25 protein-coding genes and 1 pseudogene are annotated in these 22348 nt (G+C 70.3%); 17 read left to right on the forward strand and 9 right to left on the reverse strand.

Annotated elements, in window-relative coordinates; translation table 11 throughout:
* The first annotated feature begins 51 nt into the window (after positions 1-51).
* From rpmG to AB0K52_RS06160, 3 genes are all read left to right on the forward strand, one after another.
* Complete coding sequence (gene rpmG / locus AB0K52_RS06150) at positions 52-219, forward strand: 50S ribosomal protein L33 (protein ID WP_363526841.1); 168 nt, start codon at positions 52-54, stop codon at positions 217-219.
* Between the two features lie 65 nt (positions 220-284).
* Positions 285-635, forward strand: a complete 351-nt coding sequence (locus tag AB0K52_RS06155; RefSeq protein ID WP_363526844.1) for a MaoC family dehydratase N-terminal domain-containing protein — start codon at positions 285-287, stop codon at positions 633-635.
* Positions 632-1048, forward strand: coding sequence for a MaoC/PaaZ C-terminal domain-containing protein (locus tag AB0K52_RS06160; RefSeq protein WP_363526847.1), 417 nt, complete (start codon positions 632-634; stop codon positions 1046-1048). Before AB0K52_RS06155 ends, AB0K52_RS06160 begins: the two co-directional genes overlap by 4 nt.
* Before the next feature lie 75 nt (positions 1049-1123).
* Here the strand turns inward: AB0K52_RS06160 and AB0K52_RS06165 are convergent.
* A pseudogene (locus tag AB0K52_RS06165) lies at positions 1124-1966 on the reverse strand (3-hydroxyacyl-CoA dehydrogenase family protein); the annotation flags it as partial.
* A gap of 24 nt (positions 1967-1990) precedes the next feature.
* Between AB0K52_RS06165 and AB0K52_RS06170 the strand changes: the two are divergent.
* The 10 genes from AB0K52_RS06170 to AB0K52_RS06215 all read left to right on the forward strand — a co-directional run bounded on the left by AB0K52_RS06170 (position 1991) and on the right by AB0K52_RS06215 (position 10545).
* Positions 1991-2572, forward strand: coding sequence for a cob(I)yrinic acid a,c-diamide adenosyltransferase (locus AB0K52_RS06170; protein ID WP_363526850.1), 582 nt, complete (start codon positions 1991-1993; stop codon positions 2570-2572).
* A 183-nt stretch (positions 2573-2755) separates the two neighbouring features.
* Entirely contained in the window at positions 2756-3742 is a 987-nt protein-coding gene (locus tag AB0K52_RS06175; RefSeq protein WP_208496732.1) for an ABC transporter substrate-binding protein, read from the forward strand.
* Between the two features lie 92 nt (positions 3743-3834).
* Positions 3835-5355 (forward strand): sugar ABC transporter ATP-binding protein, encoded by a 1521-nt coding sequence (locus tag AB0K52_RS06180; RefSeq protein ID WP_363526853.1) that lies wholly within the window; start codon positions 3835-3837, stop codon positions 5353-5355.
* A 1-nt stretch (position 5356) separates the two neighbouring features.
* Positions 5357-6439, forward strand: a complete 1083-nt coding sequence (locus tag AB0K52_RS06185; RefSeq protein WP_363526856.1) for an ABC transporter permease — start codon at positions 5357-5359, stop codon at positions 6437-6439.
* A complete protein-coding gene (locus AB0K52_RS06190) occupies positions 6436-7464 on the forward strand; it encodes a sugar ABC transporter permease YjfF (RefSeq protein ID WP_363526859.1) in 1029 nt (342 codons plus the stop codon). The genes AB0K52_RS06185 and AB0K52_RS06190 overlap by 4 nt, the downstream gene beginning before the upstream one ends.
* Before the next feature lie 135 nt (positions 7465-7599).
* Entirely contained in the window at positions 7600-8523 is a 924-nt protein-coding gene (locus tag AB0K52_RS06195) for an ABC transporter ATP-binding protein (protein ID WP_363526862.1), read from the forward strand.
* Complete coding sequence (locus AB0K52_RS06200) at positions 8520-9371, forward strand: ABC transporter permease (protein ID WP_363526866.1); 852 nt, start codon at positions 8520-8522, stop codon at positions 9369-9371. Before AB0K52_RS06195 ends, AB0K52_RS06200 begins: the two co-directional genes overlap by 4 nt.
* 40 nt (positions 9372-9411) lie before the next feature.
* Complete coding sequence (locus AB0K52_RS06205) at positions 9412-9606, forward strand: helix-turn-helix transcriptional regulator (RefSeq protein WP_205324374.1); 195 nt, start codon at positions 9412-9414, stop codon at positions 9604-9606.
* A gap of 103 nt (positions 9607-9709) precedes the next feature.
* Positions 9710-10324 (forward strand): transposase, encoded by a 615-nt coding sequence (locus AB0K52_RS06210; protein WP_363526869.1) that lies wholly within the window; start codon positions 9710-9712, stop codon positions 10322-10324.
* A 17-nt stretch (positions 10325-10341) separates the two neighbouring features.
* Entirely contained in the window at positions 10342-10545 is a 204-nt protein-coding gene (locus AB0K52_RS06215; protein WP_363526872.1) for a hypothetical protein, read from the forward strand.
* A 43-nt stretch (positions 10546-10588) separates the two neighbouring features.
* On the opposite strand, the gene AB0K52_RS06220 is transcribed toward AB0K52_RS06215, so the two are convergent.
* The 8 genes from AB0K52_RS06220 to AB0K52_RS06255 form a co-directional block, all read right to left on the reverse strand.
* Positions 10589-11026: a DUF2550 domain-containing protein gene (locus tag AB0K52_RS06220; RefSeq protein ID WP_363526875.1), complete on the reverse strand. Its 438-nt coding sequence runs from the start codon at positions 11024-11026 to the stop codon at positions 10589-10591.
* A gap of 3 nt (positions 11027-11029) precedes the next feature.
* Positions 11030-11311 carry a F0F1 ATP synthase subunit epsilon gene (locus AB0K52_RS06225; RefSeq protein ID WP_208496724.1) on the reverse strand — a complete coding sequence of 94 codons (282 nt, stop codon included), beginning with the start codon at positions 11309-11311 and terminating at the stop codon, positions 11030-11032.
* 163 nt (positions 11312-11474) lie between these two features.
* On the reverse strand, positions 11475-12152 hold the full coding sequence (locus AB0K52_RS06230) for a Crp/Fnr family transcriptional regulator (RefSeq protein WP_030144656.1): 678 nt from the start codon (positions 12150-12152) through the stop codon (positions 11475-11477).
* A 338-nt stretch (positions 12153-12490) separates the two neighbouring features.
* Positions 12491-13687 (reverse strand): MarP family serine protease, encoded by a 1197-nt coding sequence (locus tag AB0K52_RS06235; protein WP_363526879.1) that lies wholly within the window; start codon positions 13685-13687, stop codon positions 12491-12493.
* 12 nt (positions 13688-13699) lie between these two features.
* Positions 13700-14347, reverse strand: coding sequence for a CoA pyrophosphatase (locus AB0K52_RS06240; RefSeq protein WP_363526882.1), 648 nt, complete (start codon positions 14345-14347; stop codon positions 13700-13702).
* Positions 14344-14904, reverse strand: coding sequence for a TlpA disulfide reductase family protein (locus AB0K52_RS06245; RefSeq protein WP_363526885.1), 561 nt, complete (start codon positions 14902-14904; stop codon positions 14344-14346). The genes AB0K52_RS06240 and AB0K52_RS06245 overlap by 4 nt, the downstream gene beginning before the upstream one ends.
* Positions 14901-15686: an endonuclease III gene (gene nth / locus AB0K52_RS06250; RefSeq protein ID WP_363526887.1), complete on the reverse strand. Its 786-nt coding sequence runs from the start codon at positions 15684-15686 to the stop codon at positions 14901-14903. Before nth ends, AB0K52_RS06245 begins: the two co-directional genes overlap by 4 nt.
* Positions 15683-16780 carry a S8 family serine peptidase gene (locus AB0K52_RS06255; RefSeq protein ID WP_363526890.1) on the reverse strand — a complete coding sequence of 366 codons (1098 nt, stop codon included), beginning with the start codon at positions 16778-16780 and terminating at the stop codon, positions 15683-15685. The genes nth and AB0K52_RS06255 overlap by 4 nt, the downstream gene beginning before the upstream one ends.
* Positions 16781-17096: 316 nt before the next feature.
* Between AB0K52_RS06255 and AB0K52_RS06260 the strand changes: the two genes are divergently transcribed.
* The 4 genes from AB0K52_RS06260 to AB0K52_RS06275 all read left to right on the forward strand — a co-directional run bounded on the left by AB0K52_RS06260 (position 17097) and on the right by AB0K52_RS06275 (position 22347).
* Positions 17097-19475 carry an SseB family protein gene (locus tag AB0K52_RS06260; protein WP_363526893.1) on the forward strand — a complete coding sequence of 793 codons (2379 nt, stop codon included), beginning with the start codon at positions 17097-17099 and terminating at the stop codon, positions 19473-19475.
* Complete coding sequence (locus AB0K52_RS06265) at positions 19472-19837, forward strand: hypothetical protein (RefSeq protein WP_363527232.1); 366 nt, start codon at positions 19472-19474, stop codon at positions 19835-19837. Before AB0K52_RS06260 ends, AB0K52_RS06265 begins: the two co-directional genes overlap by 4 nt.
* 264 nt (positions 19838-20101) lie before the next feature.
* Positions 20102-21259, forward strand: coding sequence for a Gfo/Idh/MocA family oxidoreductase (locus AB0K52_RS06270; protein WP_363526896.1), 1158 nt, complete (start codon positions 20102-20104; stop codon positions 21257-21259).
* On the forward strand, positions 21256-22347 hold the full coding sequence (locus tag AB0K52_RS06275) for a dihydrodipicolinate synthase family protein (RefSeq protein ID WP_363526899.1): 1092 nt from the start codon (positions 21256-21258) through the stop codon (positions 22345-22347). Before AB0K52_RS06270 ends, AB0K52_RS06275 begins: the two co-directional genes overlap by 4 nt.
* Position 22348: the final 1 nt, after the last annotated feature.

Here is a 22348-nt window from a genome sequence, read left to right on the forward strand (position 1 = left end):
TGTTCAGCGGCCCGTCATCCCGGCGGTCCGAGCTAGAGGAAGGCACTCATCGTGGCCAAGGCTACTGACGTCCGCCCCAAGATCACCATGGCGTGCGTGGAGTGCAAGGAGCGCAACTACGTCACGAAGAAGAACCGTCGGAACCACCCCGACCGGCTCGAGCTCAAGAAGTACTGCCCCAAGTGCAAGGTCTCGCAGGTCCACAAAGAGACCCGCTAACCCCACTTTCGCGGTACATGCTCAACACTTCGTACGCAGGCAGGTCCTTGCCGCCCACTGAACCGGTGCAGATCACCCCGGCTTCGGTGACCCGTTTCGCCCAGGCCCTCGGCCTGGCCGACGACGGGACGGTTCCGCCTACGTTCTTGATCTCGCTCACGCTGCCCGCGGCGGAGCGGCTTGTCGAGGACCCCGAATTCGGGCTCGACTGGAGCCGCGTCCTGCACCGCGAGCAGCGTTTCGCGTACCACCGCGAGCTGCGGGCCGGTGCCGCCGTGACGTGCGCCTCGACCATCGAGTCGATCAAGACCGTCGCCGGGAACGACCTCCTCGCGCTGCGCACCGACGTGGCCGACGACGCCGGGTTGGTGGCCGAGGTGTGGACCACCTTGTTCGTGGCGGGAGACCCGCAGTGACGCTCCCCGAGTTCGAAGTCGGCGCCGTCGTCTTCACCACCTCGTTCCCCGTCGAGCGGGCGGACCTCCAGCGGTACGCCGACGCCTCCGGGGACGACAACCCGATCCACCTCGACGAGGCCGCCGCGAAGGCGGCCGGGCTCCCCGACGTGATCGCCCACGGCATGTACACCATGGGCCTGGTCTCGCGGGCGATCCTCGAATGGCTCGCCGCCGCCGGCGTCGACGCCCGGATCACCGAGTTCTCCACCCGGTTCGCCAAGCCCGTGGTCGTGCCCGCGGGCGGCACCGCCGTCGAGGTCGAGGGCAAGGTGCGCAAGGCCGAGGGGGACACCGTCGAGATCGCGATCACCGCGACCAGCGCGGGCGAGAAGGTCCTCGCCCCGGCGCGCGCGACCATCACCGCGAGCTAGAAGACTGCGAAGAACGGCGCGGACCCGCGGGTCCGCGCCGTTCTCCGTTGTCCACAGGCCTGTGGATAACTCGCTGTAGTCGTAGAAGCCCTTGCCGCTCTTGCGGCCGATCTCGCCGGCCGCGACGAGGCGGCGCAGCAGCGCGGGCGGGAAGAACTGCGGGTCCGCGGTGTCCTCGTAGATGTTCTCGGTGGCGTGCGTGATGACGTCGATGCCGGTGAGGTCGGCGGTGGCGAGCGGGCCCATCGGGTGGCCGAACCCGAGCCGGCAGGCGGTGTCGAGGTCCTCGGCGGAGATGACGCCGTCCTCGACGAGGCGGGCCGCCTCGTTCACGAGGGCGCAGATGAGGCGCGTGGTCGCGAACCCGGCGACGTCCCGGTTGACGACGACGCAGGTCTTCCCGGCGGACTCGGCGAAGCGGCGGGCGGCGTCGAGCGCCTCGTCGCTGGTGTGGAGGCCGCGCACGAGCTCGCAGAGCCGCATCATGGGCACGGGCGAGAAGAAGTGGGTGCCGACGACCCGTTCGGGATGCGTTGCGGCGGCGGCGATCTCCGTGATCGGGATGGCCGAGGTGTTGGTCGCGAGGATCGTCTCGGGGGTGCAGACCGCCGAGAGCCTGCGGAAGACCTCTTGTTTGACCTCGAGGCGCTCGAAGACCGCCTCGACGACGATCTGCGAGCCGGCGGCCGCTTCGATGTCGCGGGCGACGGTGATCCGGGCCTGGGCGGCCTCGGCGTCCTCCGCTGTCACCTTCTCTTTGGCGACGAAGCGGTCGAGTGAACCGCGGATCGCCGCCCGCGCGCGGTCGAGCGCGCCCGCGTCAGTGTCGATCAACCTGACGTCCCAACCGCCCAGGCTCGTGACCTGCGCGATCCCGGAACCCATGAGTCCCGAACCGATTACCGTGACTGTTGCCATGGGGCGAGGCTATATGGTCGGTGCATGGCGGTCAATCTCACCAGGATTTACACGAAGACCGGCGACGACGGCACGACCGGGCTCGCCGACTTCTCCCGCGTCCCGAAGACGCATGTCAGGCTCGCCGCGTACGGCGACGTCGACGAGGCCAACGCGGTCATCGGCACGGCGCTCGCCCTGCAGACGGGGGAGATCGGGGAGCGGGAGCGGGAGATCCTGCTCGCGGTCCAGAACGACCTGTTCGACGTGGGCGCGGACCTCTCGACGCCGGTGTCGGAGGCCCCGAAGTACCCGCCGCTGCGGATCGACGACTCCTACGTGACCCGGCTCGAGGGCTGGATCGACGAGTGCAATGCGGACCTGGAGGCGCTGCGGTCGTTCATCCTGCGCGGCGGGACCCCGGGCGCGGCGCTGCTGCACCAGGCGTGCACGGTGGCGCGGCGCGCCGAGCGGAACACGTGGGCGCTCCTGGAGGCCGAGCCGGACACGACGCACCCGGTGCCGGTGACGTACTTGAACCGGCTCTCGGACCTGCTGTTCGTGCTCGCGCGCAAGGCCAATCCTGGCGGCGACGTGCTGTGGGCACCGCGCGGCTCACAGGGCTGAAACCGGACTGAAATCGCTATCTACGCTGCGATTTCTTCGGCGTGTTGCTGAATCGTTACCGCTTTACAGCTGCTTTACGGCTTGACGAGACCGGTAACACAGGTGAGTATATGAGCGGTAACATGCGTTCACGCAAATATCGAAAACCCTCAGATTCAACACGCTTGAAAGGCGACCCCCAACGTGTTCAAAAAAGCTCTGGCCGGCATCGGCGCCGGCGCACTCCTCTTCGGACTGACCGCCTGCGGCGGCGGCGGTGACGACTCCGGCGACGGCGGTGGCGACGGCCTCGTCATCGGCTTCGCCCAGGTCGGCGCCGAGTCCGCTTGGCGTACCGCCAACTCGGCCTCGATCCAGGCCGCGGCCGAGGCCGCCGGCCACGAACTGAAGTTCGTCGACGCTCAGCAGGAGCAGGAGAAGCAGATCGCCGCGGTCCGCGACTTCATCACCCAGCAGGTTGACGCCATCGTCCTGGCACCTGTGGTCGAGACCGGCTGGACCGACGTGCTCCAGGAAGCGGCCGACGCCGAGATCCCGGTGATCCTCGCCGACCGCGGCGTCGAAGCCGCCGACGAGGACCTGTACGTGACCCGCCTGGGCTCTGACTTCGCCGAAGAGGGCCGCAAGGCCGGCGCGTGGGCGGCCGAGACGTTCGCCGACGACGCCGACGGCACCAAGATCCTCGAGCTCCAGGGCACCACCGGTTCCGCTCCGGCGAACGACCGCAAGTCCGGTTTCTTCGAGGTGCTCGACGCCGAGGGCCTGAACTACGAGATCGTCGACTCCCAGTCGGGCAACTTCACCGCCGAAGAGGGCAAGGCGGTCATGGAGACCTTCATCACGACCCACGGTCTCGACGGCATCGACCTGCTGTACGCCCACAACGACGAGATGGGCCTCGGCGCGATCCAGGCCATCGAAGAGGCCGGCAAGGTCCCGGGCCAGGACATCCAGATCATCATCGTGGACGGCTCGAAGGCCGGCTTCCAGGCCGGTGTCGACGGCAAGGTCAACTACATCGTCGAGTGCAACCCCGCCTTCGGCGACCAGCTCATGGACGTCGTCGAGTCGGTCGTGAACGGCGACGAGGTCGAGAAGTTCACGCCGGTCGAGGAGGGCGTCTTCGACGCCACCCAGTTCGAGGCCGAGCTCCCGAACCGCCAGTTCTAAGCGGCGTTCACCGAGGTCCGGGCGGGTCCTAGCGGCCCGCCCGGACCTTTCCACTCAAGCGTCTTCCAACCCCACAGCGAAGGTCCAATCCCATGTCTGACGACCCGATCGTCCAGATGACCGGGATCAGGAAGGACTTCACCGGTGTCCGCGCCCTCGACGGCGTGGACTTCACCCTCAGGCCTGGAGAGATCCATGCCGTCATGGGGGAGAACGGCGCCGGGAAGTCCACTCTGATCAAGGTGCTCACGGGCGTCCACCACCCGGACGCCGGCGAGATCCTGCTCGACGGGAGGCCGGTCCGGTTCCACAGCCCGGGCGCGGCCCAGGCCGCCGGGATCTCCACGGTCTACCAGGAGGTCAACCTCACCGACAACCTGTCGGTGGCCGAGAACCTCTTCGCCGGGCGCGAGCCGCGCCTCGGCCCGTTCATCAACTTCCGCGCCATGCGCCGCAAGGCGAAGGCGCTCCTGGACGACATCGGGATCGACCTCAACGTCGCCGCGCCGCTGTCGTCCTACTCGATCGCGATGCAGCAGCTCGTGGCGATCGCCCGCGCCGTCGACATCGAGGCCAAGGTCCTCATCCTCGACGAGCCGACCTCCTCGCTCGACCGCGACGAGGTCGCGGTGCTCCTGGGGGTCATGCGCCGCCTGGCCGAGAACGGCACCGCGATGGTGTTCATCTCGCACTTCCTCGACCAGGTCTACGAGATCTGCGACCGGATGACGGTGCTGCGCAACGGCCAGCTCGTGGGCGAGTGGGCCACCGCGGACCTGCCGGAGAACGCGCTCATCGGGCACATGCTCGGCCGCGAGGCCGCCACGCTCGAGCAGATCGAGCGCACCGCCGCCGCGCACCACGTCGAGGACGAGGCGCCGCTGGTGCGGGCGACGGGCCTGGGCCGCAAGGGCTCCATCGCGCCGTACGACCTGGAGGTGCGCCGCGGCGAGGTCGTGGGCCTGGCCGGGCTGCTCGGCTCGGGGCGCACGGAGACCGTGCGGCTCATCGCCGGCGCCGACCGCGCCGACTCGGGCTCGCTGGTCTTCGACGGCGAATCCACCGGGTTCCACAACCCGCGCACCGCTTCGGCGCGCGGGATCGCGTACTGCCCGGAGAACCGCAAGACCGAAGGGCTCGTGGGGGACCTGACGGTCGCCGAGAACATGATCCTGGCGATGCAGGCGTCGCGCGGGTGGGCCCGGTCGATTCCGGTGGCCCGCCGCGACAAGCTGGTGGCCGAGTTCATCGAGAAGCTCGACATCCGCCCGGCGAACCCGGACATGCCCGTCAAGAACCTCTCCGGCGGGAACCAGCAGAAGGTGCTGCTCGCCCGCTGGATGCTCATCGAGCCGAAGCTGCTCATCCTCGACGAGCCCACGCGCGGCATCGACGTGGGCGCGAAGGCCGACATCCAGAAGCTCGTCGCCGAGCTGTCGGCGGACGGCATGTCGGTGCTGTTCGTCTCCGCCGAGCTCGACGAGGTCACGCGCCTGTCCGACCGGATCGCGGTCCTGCGCGACCGGGAGCTCATCGCGGTGCTCGAAGCCGAGGCGGACATGACGACCGAGAAGATCGTCGACACGATCGTGGCCGGGGGGCATGGTGAATAGGGTGTTTACTCCTGTCCGGGCGGTGGCGGGCGACGGGCGGGCGAACAGCTATGCGAAGCGCCTCATGTGGCCGGTGCTCGTCCTGGTGGCGCTCATCGTCATCAACATCAGCGTCACCGGCTTCGACTTCATCGTGCCGCACGTCAACGACGGCCGCCTCTCCGGCGCGTTCGTCAACATCCTGCGGCGCTCGGCGCCGCTGCTGCTCATCGCGCTCGGCATGACGCTCGTGATCGCCACCAAGGGCATCGACCTCTCGGTCGGCGCGGTGTACGCGATCGGCGCGGCCATCGCCTGCCAGATGATCATCGACGCGCCCGACCAGTCCGCGGCCGGGCTCATCTTCTCCGCCATCGCGCTCGCGCTCGTCGTCACCGCCGTGATCGGCGCGTGGAACGGGACCATGGTGGCGTACTTCGGCATCCAGCCGATCGTCGCCACGCTCATCCTCATGATCGCCGGGCGCGGCATCGCGCAGCTCATCACCGGCGGGCAGATCCCGAAGGTCGAGGACTCGAGCCCGTTCACGCAGCTGGGCCGCGGGGAGCTCCTCACGGTCCCGCTGCCGATCGTCATCGCCGTGCTCATGCTCCTCGCGCTCGCACTGCTCACGCGCCGCACCGCGCTCGGCATGCTGCTCGAATCGGTGGGCGGCAACCCCGAGGCGAGCCGCCTCGCGGGCATCCGCGCCAAGGGCATCACCGTCCTCGTGTACCTGGTGTGCGGGCTGTGCGCCGGCCTCGCCGGTCTCATCGGCGCGGCCAACCTCGGCAGCGCCGACGCCAACAACGGCGGCCTGTGGATCGAGCTCGACGCGATCCTCGCCGTGGTCATCGGCGGCACCGCGCTGCTCGGCGGCCGGTTCTACCTGCTGGGCACCGCGATCGGCGTCGTCATCATCGGCACGCTCGAGGACACGATCATCAACGTCGGCCTCTCCAGCCAGTGGCAGTTCACCGCGAAGGCCATCGTCGTCTTCGTCGTCGCGCTGCTGCAGAGCCCCGAGTTCCGGGGCTGGATCCTCAAGCCGTTCAAGCGGAGGCCCGCGGCCCCCGCGCCCGCAAAGGAGGTCGCGGCGAAATGAGCACGCAAACGCTGACCGAGCGACCCGCGCGCTCGACGCTGTTCGACGGCGTGACCAGGTACATCCCGATCGGCGCCACCGTGGTGCTGCTGCTCGTGCTGTACCTCGGCGGGATCGCCAGCTTCCCGAAGTTCGACAGCCCGCAGGTCATCGCGAAGCTGTTCATCGACAACGCCCCGCTCCTGATCATCGCCGTCGGCATGACGTTCGTGATCCTCGCGGGCGGCATCGACCTCTCCGTGGGCTCGGTGATGGCGTTCTCGACGATGTGCTGCGCCTGGCTCACCGTCGACGCCGGGCTCAGCGCGCCGCTCGTGGTCGGGCTCGTGCTCGCCTTCGGCACGCTCTGGGGCCTCGGGATCGGCGCGGTGATCCACTACTTCAACGTGCAGCCGTTCATCGCGACCCTGGTGGGGCTCTTCCTGTTCCGCGGCCTGACGCTGCAGATCTCCGACACCGACGTCTCCATGCGCGACATCCAGTTCTTCCACTGGGGCATGGAGCACCTCGTCGAGGTCGGCAAGATCCGCACCGGCGGGTTCTGGCTGCCGAACCTCTCGTTCGTGGCCTTCGCGGTCGTGATCGTGGCGTTCGTGGTGCTGCACTACACGCGCTTCGGGCGCGGCGTGTACGCCGTCGGCGGCTCCGAGCAGTCCGCGCTGCTCATGGGCCTCCCCGTGGCGCGCACCAAGATCGGCGTGTACGCCGTCAGCGGTTTCTGCGCGGCCCTCGCCGGCGTCATGGCCGCCATGGGCACCAAGAGCGCCAACCCGCTCGCCAACGTCGGCGCCGAGCTCGACGCGATCGCCGCCGTCGTCATCGGAGGGACGCTGCTCACCGGCGGCGCCGGGTTCGTGCTCGGCACCGTCGCCGGGGTCATGGTGTGGGGCCTGCTCAACACCCTGATCGCCTTCCAGGGGGACCTGTCCTCGTGGTGGGCGCGCATCGCGATGGGCGTGCTGCTCCTGGCGTTCATCCTGCTGCAGCGCGTGCTCGCCCGCTCGGGCGAGAAGCGCCGGACCTAGACCACACTCTCCGCACCGCGAGGGCCGCCCACCAGCAGGTGGGCGGCCCTCGTCGTTTACCGGATGGCGGAGGTCTACGGCGAGATGTAGTATGTGTGCTACCAACGAACGAACTACTACTGCGGAGAGGTGACCATGGGACACCCCCCGGCTTACGACGGGCCCGCCATCGCCGTGTCCGACCTGCGGATGCGCTACGGCGACAAAGACGTGCTCACCGGGCTCGACCTCGAGATCGAACCCGGCGGCGTCACCGCCCTCCTCGGCCCCAACGGCGCCGGCAAGACCACCACCATCGAGATCTTGGAAGGCTTCCGCGCCCGCTCCGCCGGCGAAGTCCAGGTCCTCGGCACCGACCCGGCCATCGGGGGCGAGGCCTGGCGCGCGCAGCTCGGCGTCGTCCTCCAGGAATGGCGCGACAACGGCAAATGGAAGGTGCGCGACATCGTCGCCCACTTCGCCGAGTACTACCGGCCCTACGCGGCGCCCTGGGGCGCCGGCGAACTGCTCGACCTCGTCGGCCTCACCGCGCAGGCCGGGCAGCGCGTGCAGACCCTCTCCGGCGGCCAGCGCCGCCGCCTCGACGTGGCCCTCGGCATCATCGGCAGGCCCGCGCTCCTCTTCCTCGACGAGCCCACCACCGGCTTCGACCCGCACGCCCGCCGCGAGTTCCACGAGCTCATCCACCGGCTCACCGACCTCGACGGCACCACGATCCTGCTCACCACCCACGACCTCGACGAGGCCGAGAAGCTCGCCGAGCGGATCCTCATCCTCGCGGGCGGTCGCATCATCGCCGACGGCTCGCCCGACCAGCTCGCGCGCGCCGCTTCGACCACGGCCGAAGTGAAGTGGATCCAAGACGGGCGGCTCCAGATCCACGCGACCGAGGACGCCACGGACTTCGTCCGCAAGCTCCTCGCCACCGACGACGGCAAGGTCACCGAGCTCGAGATCCACCGCGCGAGCCTCGAAGACGCCTACCTGGAACTGGTCGCCAAGTTCGAGGCCGGGGAGACCGCGACCGCCGTCGACACATTCAAGGAGGTCACCCGATGAGCACCAACACCCTCCACGAGTACCGGACCGGCTGGAAGCGGGCGCTCATCGAGACGAAGGTCTCGCTGACGTCCCCGGGGGACCTGATGGGGTTCCTCATGCCCACCGGCATCGCGATCGTGGTGCTGCTCTTCATGCAGCGCGCCGACTTCGAGGGCGCACCGGTGTCCTTGGGCGCCATGAACATGCCGAGCCTCATCGGCATGAACGTCGTCTTCGGCGGCATCACCGCGATGGTCGGCGCGCTCGCGATGGACCGCACCAACGGCACGCTGCTGCGCGCCAAGTCGATGCCCGGCGGCATGACCGGCTACCTCGTCGGGCACCTCCTGTCGACCGCGATGTTCATCAGCGTCACCGTCATCGCGCTGCTCGCCGTGGGCCTGCCGCTGTTCGACGGCCTCGAGTTCGGGACCCCCGACCGGTGGCTGCTGTTCATCGCCGTGCTGCTCACGGGGATCATCGCGGCGCTGCCGATCGGCGCCGTGCTCGGGGCGATCATCGACAACCCGCGCAACATGGGCCTCGTGATCTTCCCGGTCATGGGCCTGGTCGCGATCTCGGGGATCTTCTACCCGATCACGGCGCTGCCGGGCTGGCTGCAGGGGATCGGGCAGGTCTTCCCGATCTACTGGATGGGCCTGGGGATGCGGCACGCGCTGCTGCCGGACGCCATGGCGGCGGTGGAGATCGGCGGCGAGTGGCGCACCGCTACCATGTTCGCCGTGCTCGCGCTGTGGGCCGTGGCCTCGATGGCGCTGGCGCCCAGGCTGCTGCGGCGGATGTCGCGGCGCGAATCGGGTTCGGCGGTGGCGGCGCGCCGGGCCGACATGCAGAGGGACTGGTGATCGGGCCGTGGCGGGGGACGAGGTCTACAACCGGATCGCGATGCTGCGCGCCGAGCGGGGCGTCTCGCGGCGGCAGCTGGCCGACGCCCTCGGCGTCCACTACCAGACGGTCGGCTACCTCGAGCGCGGCGAATACAGCCCGAGCCTCCATCTCGCCCTGAAACTCGCCGAGTACTTCGAAGTCCCGGTGGAAGTGGTCTTCTCGACCAAACCGTTCCCGAGAATCGGCGCCTGAACCGCACACCCGCCCCGCTCCCCGGCAACACCACGGCGCAAGCCGACCGGGGAGCGGGGCCCCTTTGTTCACTCGCGCGCCACTTACGATTGATTTCCTCGGCGTGGACATGGGCATCGTCAACATCGCCACCAGCTCCGATGGCGACAACCACGCCGGGGCCGGGCTGCGGCGCTACCGCAAGTGCATGGCCAAGGTCCGCGCCGAGCTCCAGGCCAAGGCCACCAAGTCGGCCAAACGAAAGCTCAAGGCCCGCGCAAGGCGTGAAGCCCGCGCGGTCAAAGGCCAGAACCATCGGATCGCGAAGCAGCTCGTAGCGTCGGCTGAACGCACCGGTCGCGGGATCGGCATGGAAGACCTTGCCGGCATCCGCGACCGGGTACGGCTCCCAGCCACCCAGCGAGGCGAGCTCAACGCGTGGTCCTTCCACCAACTCCAGGCCTTCATCGCCTACAAGGCCAAGCGCGCAGGAGTCCCGGTCGTCGTGGTCGACGCCCGCAACACCTCGCGGCGGTGCCCGCACCGCGGGCACACCGCCAAGGCCAACCGGCCTTCTCGTGATCATTTCGCTTGTGTCGGCTGCGGACTCGCTGGGCCTGCCGACCAGGTAGCCGCGGTCAACATCCGTGACCGCGCACGCACGACTTGGGCTTTCGTCAACACGCCCAATGTCGCCGATACGCCGCAGCCAGCGGCGGACACGAGCGACAAACCCTGAGCCTCAAACCGGGGTAGTTGACGTACAACCTCCTGGACCGAATACTCTGCCCGGAGGCGGTGTTCGTGCAGGCGCCTCCGGCCGCGAACACGTCGCCCGCGCTGGGCTTCCAGTTCTTCGGGGAGGTCGCGATCGACGCCGAGACCGAGGTGTTCACGGTGTCGCTCAAGGACCTCGACGGGGAGACGCTGTTCACGAAGGCGCTCGAACCGGCGGCTTAGGAAACGACGGCGCCTCCTCCGTTGATCCGGAGGAGGCGTTCGTTCATTCGCGGCCGCTGTAGAACTCGGCCCCGGGCGGGGCCGCTTCGAGCCAGGAGAGGAAGCCGGTGACCGCCGAGGTGGTCATCGCGAGCTCGACCTCGCCGGTCGTGCTCTTGCAGCGCAGGATCGCCACTTCGGGGGGGAAGATCTGCGCTTCGGGGCCGGCCGGCTTGCGGCGCTCGGAGACCTGCACGTCGTGGCGCAGCAGCGAGTAGCGCGGGCCGAACGCGAGGGAGAACATCCGGTACCAGCGGAGTGTGCCGCGCTCGTAGACGGCGAAGCCGGGGGCCCAGCCGCGCCCTTCCATGTGCCGTGAGAGCCTGGCGGCCATGGCCACCGAGCCCGAGCGGGACAGGAAGGAGCGGCGGACGTAGGTCAGCACCAAGAACACCGCGACGGCCGCCGCCAGTGCGGCGACGACGAGCAGTGCCTTCAGCATGCGCTACGCCGAAGCGGGGGCGACCGCCTCGGCGGTCTCGGCGAGGATGGTGACGCCGTCGGTGGTGACCGACAGGAACCCGCCCTCGATCTTCCAGGCCAGTTCGGCGCCGTCGACCGGCTGCACCCGTACGGTGCTGTCGACGCGCAGCTCGCCCAGCAGCGGCTGGTGCTTCGGGAGGATGCCCAGTTCGCCTTCGGTGGTGCGCGCGTACACGGCCTTGGCCGTGCCGGACCACACCTTCGAGTCGACTGCTACGACTTCGACGTTCAGTTGCCCTGCCACAACGCTCCTTCAGCAGACTCCGGGATGGTTACCGGAAGTCTAGACGGGCGCGGCCGCGAACGTCGAATCGGCCAAGGGGCGTGATCGAAGGATCACCCCATAGAGCTGGGCAAGTAGAAAGGCCCCCGGCATCGCCAGGGGCCTCGATGTTCATCCGTGAGCGTTACACGCGGGCGCGCCGAGCCAACCGCTCGGGGTCCATGATGATGACGCTCTTGCCGTCCAGGCGCAGCCAGCCGCGGCCGGCGAAGTCGGCGAGGGCCTTGTTCACGGTCTCGCGGGAGGCGCCGACCAGCTGGGCGAGCTCTTCCTGCGTGAGGTCGTGGGTGACGCGCAGGACGCCGCCGTCGCGGGTGCCGAAGCGGCTCGCCATGTGCAGCAGGGCCTTCGCGACACGGCCGGGCACGTCGGTGAAGATGAGGTCCGCCATCGAGTCGTTGGTGCGACGCAGCCGGCGGGCTATCACCCGGAGCAGCTGCTCGGCGATCTCGGGGCGGTTGGCCAGCCAGGGGCGCAGCGCCGTCTTCGACAGGCGGGCCAGGCGGGTGTCGGTGAGAGCGGTGGCGGTGGCGGTGCGGGGACCGGGGTCGAACAGCGCGAGCTCGCCGACCATGTCGGACGGGCCCATGACCGCGATCAGGTTCTGGCGGCCGTCGGCCGAGCGGCGGCCGAGCTTCACCTTCCCGGACATGACGATGTACAGACTGTCACCCGGCTCGTTCTCGGTGAAGACGGTCTGGCCCTTGTTGACGTCGATGTACTCCATCTCTTTGATGAGCGACTCGACAGCTTCGGGGTCTACGCCCTTGAACAGGGCGGCCCTGGCCAATACATCTTCCATGTCCGTTCGCACCTTTCTTCAACGCACCGCTAGTGCAAGTACTGAGTCTATGCCTCTTGTCCGCATTGCGGGAGCGAGACCCCCGTAAATCCACATGCGCACCGTAGACGCCGAAATCGACATTCGTATCCGAATGAATGCGTTCCGCCGGTTCCGAGCGTCACCCCGAGAGACTCACCACGCCGTCTCAGCTCCGCAAACTTATGGCTCGCAAGCTTCGCCAAGGCGGTTTATCTTCCGGAAAACGGAAAGCGTCGACAGCGACCGGTACAGCCTACCTGCAATGTGACGCCACGCCCAGTACCAGGCAATGGCGCAATCCCACAGGAACCCACAGATCACGTGCACGATCCGGTGCCGACCGGACCCGAGGCGGTGCGCCCCGCGTCCAGGACGGGCGCGGACTCGTCCATGGTCAGCGCGTATCCGGTCTCGGGATCGTCGACCGCGGCGGCGAAGATGACACCGATCACCTCGCCGTCGGGGTTGAGCAGCGGGCCGCCCGAATTGCCGCCGATGATGTGGGCGTAGAGCTGGTAGACCTCGCGGGTGACGGTGCCGGCGTCGTAGATGTCCGGGCCGGTGACGATGCGGGCCTCGCGGACGCGAGCGGCCGTCGCCGTGTACGGGCCGCCCGCCGGGTAGCCGAGGACGATCGCGTCGTCGCCGGATCCGGCGGTGTCGGACCGGAGCGGGAGCGGCGCGGCGTCGAGCTCGGGCACGGAGAGGATCGCGAGGTCCTTCTCGGGCTCGAAGACGACGACCTCGGCGTCGTAGAGGTCGCCGTCGGACTCGACCTGGACGTCGTCGGTCCCGGCGACCACGTGCGCGTTCGTGGCCACGAGGCCGTCGTCGTAGACGAAACTGGAGCCCTCGATCTGGCGGTCGCACGAGGGCGCCGAGCCGTGGACCTTGAGGACCGAGTCCTCGGCGTTCACGACCACGCCCGACGCGGCGAGCTCGGGGTCGGGCGGCGCGACCGAGCGGGCCTCGGTCGGGTCGAGCCCGGAGAACACGTCGGGCATCCCCGAGGTGTTGAGCGATTCGCGCATCGACTCGTAGACGCCCTTGACGGCCTCGGGCATGTACTCGTCGATGCCGCTCACCAGGCTCGAGTTGCGCACGGCCGAGGCGACGGCGGGCATCGAGGAGTTCGCGAGCGGCGCAGCCGCGACCCAGGTGACCAGGAGGACCGCGGCGACCGAGACGATCGGGCCCGCGAGGTGGTCGAGGCGCTTGGAGCCGTCGCGGCGCAGGCGCTTGCGGAGCCGGTAACCGAGGGCGGTGGCGAGTGCCATGCCGCCCAAGGCGAGTGCGAAGACGACCAGGAGCGAGGCGATGAGCTTCGCGAGTGCCTCGGAGTAGAAGTCGGCGGCGAACGGCGCGAGGTTGATGCCGAGGACCGCCCCGCCGAGGAAGCCGATGAACGTGGTCGCGGAGGCGATGAAGCCCTCGCGGTAGCCGTTGATGGCGAACAGGAGCGCCAGCAGCACGATCACGACATCGACGAGGAGTCCCGCGGTGGTCGGCTCCATGCGCCCCTCCGTTCAGTGCCGTTCGAGCTCCATCGTCCGGCCGGTGTCCCAGGGGCGGGTCCAGCCGCCCAAGTCCAGGAGCCACGACAGTACCCCGGCGGTGAAGCCCCAAATCAGCGGCACGCCTTCGATCTGGAAGCCGGGGCCGCTGCGGCCCGAGGGGAAGGTGACGGTGCCGCGGGAGTCCGGGTCGGCCAGGAGCGGCAGCGGGACCTGGTGCGCGGCAGCGACTTCGGAGGCCGCCTGCGGTGCGACCAGGTGCGGGCGCGTCCACAGTGCCAGGACGGGCGTGACCGCGAAGCCGGACACGGGGATCCAGAGTTTCGGGAGGGACCGGCCGACGGCGACCGAGTCCGGGTCGACGGCGAGCTCTTCGGCGGCCTCGCGCAGGGCGGTCGCGGCCGCGTCGGCGTCGCCGGGTTCGGTGCCGCCGCCGGGGAACGCGACCTCGCCGGGGTGGTGGCGCAGGGTCGCGGCCCGCTGCTGGAGCAGGACCGAGGGGCCGTCCTCGTCGTCCCGCAGGAGCACGAGAACGGAAGCGGTGCGGGCGTCGGCCTCCTCGTAGGCGAGGAGGTGGTCGGCGATGACGCGGCCGATCACGGGCGGCCGCGCCTCCGCGGCCGCTTTGAGCAGCGGCGGCCACCAGTCCGGTTCGCTCATGTGAGCTCCAGCCCGAACGCGCCCTCGGCGGTCTCGGCGAGGCTCTCGGTGGTGACGCCCGGTTCGGCCACGAGCGCGGCGACCGTGCCGTCCGGGTTCACGAACGCGACGCCGGGCAGGCCCGGCACGCCGAGGCCGATGCGAACGGCCTCTTCGGGATCGAACACGGAAGGAAAGGTCATGCCGAACTCCTCGGCGAAGGAGCGGCCCATGTCGCGGGTGTCGGCGGTGTCGACGCCGAGCACGTCGACCTGGTCGCCGTACGCCTGGTGGAACGCCTCGACCTCGGGGGCCTCCGCTTGGCACGGCTCGCACCAGCTGGCCCACAGGACCACCACGAGGGGCTTGCCGGCGGGACCGACCGGGGTGGGGGCCTCGTCACCGAGGCAGTCGAGGTCGAGGTCGCCGACGCCGTCGATCGCGGTCGCGCCGGGGGCGCACGCGACGGACCAGGTCGGTTCGGGCGCTTCGGCGGTGACGCCCGGCGCGGCCGGGGACTCGTTGGAGCAGGCGGCCAAGAGGAACAGTGCCGCGGCGGCGGTCAGGACCTTCTTCATCGGTTCACCGCGTCCTCGATGCCCGCCAGGCGGATCAGCTCCTCGACGTTGTCGCCCTTGAGGAGTTTCGCGGCTTCGGCGGGGTCGGTCGGGCCTTCGCCGTAGGAGGGGCAGATCGAGGCGAGCGTGCACGCGCCGCACGCGGGCTTGCGGGCGATGCAGACGCGGCGGCCGTGGAAGATGATCCGGTGCGAGAACATGGTCCACTCGCGCGGCTCGACGAGCTTCTGGAGCTGGAACTCGAGCTTGACGGGGTCCTTGCCGTCGACGAGGCCGAGCCGGTTGGTGATGCGGATCATGTGGGTGTCGACGGTGATGCCGGGAACGCCGAAGGCGTTGCCGCGGATCACGTTCGCGGTCTTGCGGCCGATCCCCGGGAGCTTCACGAGGGACTCCATGTCCTCCGGGAGCCGCCCGTCGTGGTGCTCGACGAGGGCTTTGCCGAGGCCGATGATCGACTTCGCCTTGTTGCGGTAGAAGCCGGTGGGCCGGATGATCGCCTCGACGTCCTCGGGGTTCGCCTCGGCGTAGTCGGACGCGGAGCGGTACCGCTTGAACAGCGTGGGCGTCGTGAGGTTGACGCGGACGTCGGTGCACTGCGCTGAGAGGATCGTGGCGACCGCGAGCTCGAGCGGATCGGTGTAGTCGAGTTCGCACTTGGCGTCCGGGTGCGCCGCCGCGAGCAGGCGGTCGGCTTTGCGGGCCCGGCGCTTCTTCGCCAGTTCGCTCTCGGTTCCCTTGCTGCGGGTTCTCGGAGCCCGGCGGGCGTCGGCGGCGGTCACCCCGCCATGGTACGCGGGCGGCCCGGCAGCCGGCCGCCGCCGCGAGCGCCGCGTCCGCCGCGCAACAGCAGCGCGGACATGCCGATGAGACCGCCCCCGGCGGCCGTCGCCGCCGCGCTCCACACCGGTGAGAGCTGGGGCTCGGCGGGCTCCGCCGGCCGCGGCAGGACCTCGGCGGCGACGGCCGCCGCCACGTCGACGATGCCTCCGCCGAGGGCCGGGTCGCCCGCGGTCGCGGTGCCGGTGAGCGCGCGGCGCACCTGGTCGGCGCTCCAGTCCGGGTGCGCCGAGCGCACCAGGGCCGCCGCGCCCGAGACCATCGCGGAGGCGAACGACGTGCCGGTCACGGACTTGTAGCCGCCCCCGGCCCGGGGCGCGTCCAGGTTCGCCCCCGGCGCGGCCAGGTCGGTCTCGGCGCCGGTGACGGCGGTCCGCCAGCGATGTCCGTGCTCGTCGGAGCCGGTCACCGCGAGCACGTCCGAGACGCGCGCGGGGAACCACACCTCCTCGTCGGGTAGGTCGGCGTCCTGGTTCCCGGTGCAGGCGACGATGAGCACGTCGTGCCGCTCCGCGTACGCGATCGCCTCGGCGAACGGCGGCGAGTCGTAGTGGCCGCCGAGGGAGAGGTTGATGACGTCCGCGCCGTTGTCGACGGCCCACTCCACGGCCGCGCCGACCATCGCCGAATCGTGGTACCGGTTCTCGTCGTCGAGGACCCGGACCGGCAGGATCGCCGCGTCCGGGGCGACGCCCGGGTGCCGCGACTCGGCGCTGCCGGCGATGAGCCCGGCGACGGCGGTGCCGTGCCCGACCGGGTCGGCCTGGCCGAACGCCCGCTCGTAGACCGGGCTCGGGTCGGAGCCGAACGCGAGGAGGCGCGGCTCGTCGCCGGGGTCGACGTCGACGTAGCTGCGGCCGGGGAGGACCCGGCCTTCGAGGGCCGGGTGGTCGGCGTCCACACCCGAGTCGACGACGGCGACCGTGACGCCCTCGCCGGTCGCGACCGGCCACGCTTCGGGGGCCCGGACGGCGGCGAGGTGCCAGGCGACGGGCGCGGAGGCGCGGCCCGTGTGCGCGGAGAGCAAGAGCGCCAACAGCGTCGAGCACAGACAGGCGAGAACGTAGCGTGCAGAGCGGTCCCCCATGAGAACCGGATCGTTACACAGCGACAGGCCCACAGCGTGGGAATGACACACGTTCTCCTTTATGAATTCGTTATTCTCGCCCTACTGACGGAAACTTGACAACCCCCTCGCGTTACGGTGACGATCGCGAGGGGACACCGCGTTCTCTCGACACGCTCGGCGAAGCTTGCGAGCCGCGAATGAGCGGCCTCGGCGAAGCCCGCGAGCCGGTACATGTGCAAGGCCCCATCCAGGACCGGTAGGGGGGAAGGGCTGAGTGGGATCGATGTGGGAACCCAGTAACGAGATCGAGCACCGCCTCCGGGAGGCACTGCGAGGCGAGGACCAGGACGGATACTTCCGCATCCTGGCGCAGATCGAACTCGTCCTCCCACTGTCCTATGAGGATTCGAACGGTGCGGGGGCGGACACCTGGGCCACCTGGACCACCGACGACCGCACCCACATCCTCGCCTTCACGTCCGAGTCCGCGCTCCAGGTGTGCCTGCGCGACAACGCCGGCGCCTCCCGCCGCGTCTCCTTCGCCGCGCTCGCCGAGGCCTGGCCCGACGAGGAGTGGTGGCTCGCCGTCAACCCCGGCCTGCCGATCGAGGGGTACCTCCCGGCCTGGTTCGTCGCCCAGGTCGCGCAGGGCATGACCACCGTTCCGGCCGACCCGGCACCGGCACCGGAGCCCGCAGCCGACCCGTACGGCGACACCTTTTCCTCTGGGCCGCAATCGTCTCCGTTCGCGGCGGCGCAGTCGGACCCGTTCGCGAACCCCATGGCCCCGGCCCCTGAGCAGCGTCGCGAGAGCTTCATGCCCCCGGCCCCGCCGGTGCCCGACGTGCCGCCCGCGCCCCGCCGCTCCTCGGATCTGAACGGCACCGCGCAGCAGCAGTCCACGGTCGGCGGCACCACCTCGGCGGGCCTGCCGCTGCGGCAGCCGCCGCGCGACCCCGAGGCGCCCGAGGCCGACCCGTTCAACGGGCACTCGTTCGCGTCCCAGCCGCCGCCCGAGCCCGAGCCGCCCCGCTCGCAGGGGTTCGGCTCCCAGCCCCGCGGCACGGGCTCCCAGCCGCGCGAGTTCGGCTCGCAGCCGCAGGGCTACGGCTCCCCGCCGCCGGCCTACTCGCAGCCGCCGACCCCGCAGGGCTTCCCGGCCGACGCGCAGTGGCCGAACCCGCAGCAGGACCAGTGGCCCGACGCGCCGGACTGGCTGCGCGAGCAGCAGCCCGACCCGTCCACGCTCCCGACCCGCTCTCCCGCGCCCCCGGCCGGCGCGCCCGAGCCGTACCCGGCCGGCGAGTCCTTCGGGAACGCCGGCGCGTTCCAGAGCAACGACTCGTTCGGCAACGACGCGTTCGGCGGCGAGGCCTTCGGATCCGAGCCGCAGCGCTCCGCCGAGGCATTCGCGTCCATGTCGAGCGCGTTCGGCCGCCGCCCCGCCGAGCCCGAGCCGCAGCCCAGCGCCCAGGCGCAGGGCCGCCCGGTGGAGCTCTCGGGTGAGGAGGCCGAGCCGCTGCTCGCCACGGCCGCGTCCGCCGGCGACACCGCCGCGTTCCTGCAGACCCTGCTGTGCGCCAGCGTGATCCTCCCGATCGGGGACCCCGAGGCCGCGCACCTGCGCGTCGGCGACCCGGCGTTCCGGTGGTCGAGCGACATCGTCGACGGCAACATCGGCATCACCGTCTACACGACGACCGAGCGCATGGCCGAGCGCGCGGGCGCGGACCTCGCCCACACGGTCGTCCCGTTCGGCTGGCTCATCCAGCACTGGCCCTCGCAGGACTACGCGCTGTACGTCAACCCGGGCACCTCGGTGGGCGCCAACATGAGCGGCCCCGAGATCGAGCCGCTCATCAAGTGGGCCGAAGCGAAGGACCTGCTGGCCTTCGCCACCGAGATGGAGCAGCGCCAGGCCGCGGCCGCGCGCGCCAACTCGCCCGCGCACAAGGTCCAGCCGGTCCTGTGGCAGAAGACCATCCCGCACCAGCAGGTGCCGTTCTACCTCGAGCGCGGCTACGACCGCGTCGGCGGCTTCGTGCACCCGGCCGGGGCCGTGGAGCACCTGCGCACGCCCGCGCAGCTGTACCTCGCGCTGGGGCTCATTCGCTCCAGCGAGGAGTTCAGCCCCGCCGACGACTCGGTGCACGTCCTGCGCTGGATCGGCTACCGCACCGACCTCTACCCGGTCGCGCTGGGCGGCAACGACTACGCGACGGCCGAGGCGCGCGGCGGCACCGTCGTCGAGCCCGGTCCGTTCCGCGGCGACGGGTTCGCGCCCTCCGAGGGCGATGAGCGCATCCCCGAGCACAAGGTCGACTCGGTGCGGCTCCCGCACGGCGCGAAGATCCTCCGGATCGACTCGCGCGGCGAGGTCACCGAGATCGCGCTCTACGACGCCGACTCCCGCGAGTGGACCCCCGTCGACGGCGCCTTGGGCGGCCCCGCGGCCATCGAGGCCTCCGCGATCCCGGCCCTGCCGTCGTCGCCCTCCGCGCCCGCCCCGAGCGGCCCGATGGGCGAGGCCTACGGCTACGAAGGCGCGCTCGGCGAGGCCTGGGGCGACGCCGACGGCCACTACGACCTGGTGCGGCCCAACCCCGAAGACCGGGCCGCGCACGTGCTCGACACCCGCGACCGGGAATGGAAGGACGCCTGATGCGCGACGGCTACATCGCCCGCTGGAAGGGCGCCGAGTACGACTCGAGCCCCGACGGGGCCCACGTGCGGCTCTACTCGCCGACCGGCGGCGACGGCTTCGTGGAGGTCGCCGACGGGCGGTTCCGCCGCGGCGTGCCGATCGGCGAGCTCGAGGACTTCTTCTACGTGCGCACGATCGCGACCTGGCGGGACGAGCCGTTCTTCGTGCTCGGCGCCTCGGGGGAGTGGCTGCGGCTCGAGTACCGCGGCGGCCGCAGCGACGTGGCCCGCGCGCTCGGGCTCGAGCCGTACGACAACGGCGTGTACCAGATCTGGGCGCCCGCGGACGAGGTCAAGGACATCAGCGAGCAGTACCTCTAGGGCTGCCCGACGCGAGCCCCGGCCGGGACGGCCGGGGCTTTTCCGTGCCCGGAAGCGGCCCGAATCCCCACTCCCCGAACACGATGCGTCCGGTTCGGCGAAACTGGGAGGAGACCGCTTTCACAAAGGTGTCGTTTGATGTATAGTTCAGGAAACTAAGAAAGCGTTTGCCTCGCCTTTCGGTGAAGCATGCGAGCTGTAAACGGGCTCAGTTCGCGGCGGACGCTTCCGCAGCCACGTCGGCAAGGTCTGGAGCACTTCCCTATGGCAGAGAGAATCACCGTCGGCATCGCCCTCAACGGGGTGACCGGTCGCATGGGCTACCGGCAGCACCTCGTGCGCTCGCTCCTCGCCATCCGCGAGCAGGGCGGCGTCGAGCGCGCCGACGGCAGCGTGATCTGGCCCGAGCTCACCCTCGTCGGCCGCAGCGCCGAGAAGCTCGCCGAGATCGCCGGCCGCCACGGCCTCGACAAGTACACGACCAGCCTCGACGAAGCCCTCGGCGACGACACGATCGACGTCTACTTCGACGCCCTCACCACCCAGCACCGCCTCGCCGCCGTCAACTCGGCCATCAAGGCGGGCAAGCACGTGTACACCGAGAAGCCCATCGCCACCAACCTCGACGACGCCCTCAACCTGGCCCGCGCCGCGCGCGACGCCGGCGTCAAGAACGGCGCGGTCGCCGACAAGCTGTACCTCCCCGGCCTGCGCAAGCTCAAGCGCCTCGTCGACTCCGGCTTCTTCGGGCGCGTCCTGTCCGTGCGCGGCGAGTTCGGCTACTGGGTCTTCGAAGGCGACTGGCAGGAGGCCCAGCGGCCGTCGTGGAACTACCGCGCCGAAGACGGCGGCGGCATGGTCCTCGACATGTTCCCCCACTGGTCCTACCTGCTCGAAGGCACCTTCGACTCCCCGATCAAGTCGGTCTCCGCCCACGTCACCACCCACATCCCCGAGCGCTTCGACGAGCAGGGCCAGGCCTACGCCGCCACCGCCGACGACGCCGCCTACGCCCTCTTCGAACTCCAGGACGGCACCGTCGTCCAGATGAACTCCTCCTGGGCCACCCGCGTCGACCGCGACGAACTCGTCGAGTTCCACGTCGACGGCACCGAGGGCTCCGCCATCGCCGGCCTCCGCAAGGCCCGCGCCCAGCACCGCGTGCACACTCCCAAGCCGGTCTGGAACCCCGACATCGACCAGCCCATCCCCTTCCGGCAGCAGTGGCACGAGGTGCCGGACAACGAGGTCTTCGACAACGGCTTCAAGATCCAGTGGGAGGAGTTCCTGCGCCACGTCGTGGACGACGAGCCGTGGCACCACGACTTCCTCGCCGCCGCCCGCGGCGTGCAGCTGGCCGAGGCCGGCTACCGGTCCGCCCGCGAAGGCCGCCGCATCGAACTGGAGGACCTGGACCTGTGACCCGCGAGTTCACCTCCCGCGTCATCTACTCCGCCGCCCACGTGGTCGCGGACCCGCTGGCGGACAACGGCCCCGGCCGCCCCGCCACCGTGGACTGGGACGCCACCCTCCGCTACCGCAGGCACCTGTGGGACCTCGGCCTCGGCATCGCCGACGCCATGGACACCGCCCAGCGCGGCATGGGCCTCGACTGGGAGGCCACCAAGCAGCTCATCCGCCGCTCGGCCGAGGCCGCCGGACCCGACGACCTCCTCGCGTGCGGCGTCGGCACCGACCAGCTCCCCGCCGCGCCGACCACCATGGACGAGATCCGCGCGACCTACCTCGAGCAGCTCGCCGTGGTCGAGGACGCCGGGGCGGGCACGATCCTGATGTGCTCCCGGGCGCTGGCCGCGAGCGCGAAGGGCCCCGACGACTACAAGGACCTCTACGGCGAACTCCTCGGCGAGGTCAGCGGCAAGGCGATCCTGCACTGGCTCGGCCCGATGTTCGACCCGGCGCTCGAAGGCTACTGGGGCTCCTCGGACCTCGAGGCGGCCGCCGACACGTTCATCGAGATCATCACCGAGAACGCGGCGAAGATCGACGGCATCAAGATGAGCCTGCTCGACGCCGAGGCCGAGATCGCGGTCCGCCGCCGGCTCCCCGAGGGCGTGCGCTGCTACACCGGCGACGACTTCAACTACCCGCGCCTCATCGCCGGGGACGAGTTCGGCCACTCCGACGCGCTGCTGGGCATCTTCGACCCGCTCGCGCCGCTCGCCGCGAAGGCCGTCAAGCGCCTCGACGAAGGCGACGTGGCCGGCTTCCACGCCATCCTCGACCCGACGGTGCCCTTGGCGCGCAAGGTTTTCGAGGCCCCGACGTTCAACTACAAGACCGGCGTGGTGTTCCTGGCGTGGCTCGGGGGCTACCAGGACCACTTCAAGATGGTCGGCGGGCTCGAGTCGGCGCGCTCCATCAAGCACTTCGGCGAGATCGTCGACCTCGCGCTCGAAGTGGACCTGTTCCCGGACGAGAACCTGGCGATGGACCGGTTCAACGCCCTGCTCAAGGTCGCGGGCCAGCCGAAGCGGACGCTCGCATGAG

Origin of the sequence: Glycomyces sp. NPDC049804 (assembly GCF_040674615.1) — a bacterium.
Lineage (GTDB): Bacteria > Actinomycetota > Actinomycetes > Mycobacteriales > Micromonosporaceae > Glycomyces > Glycomyces niveus.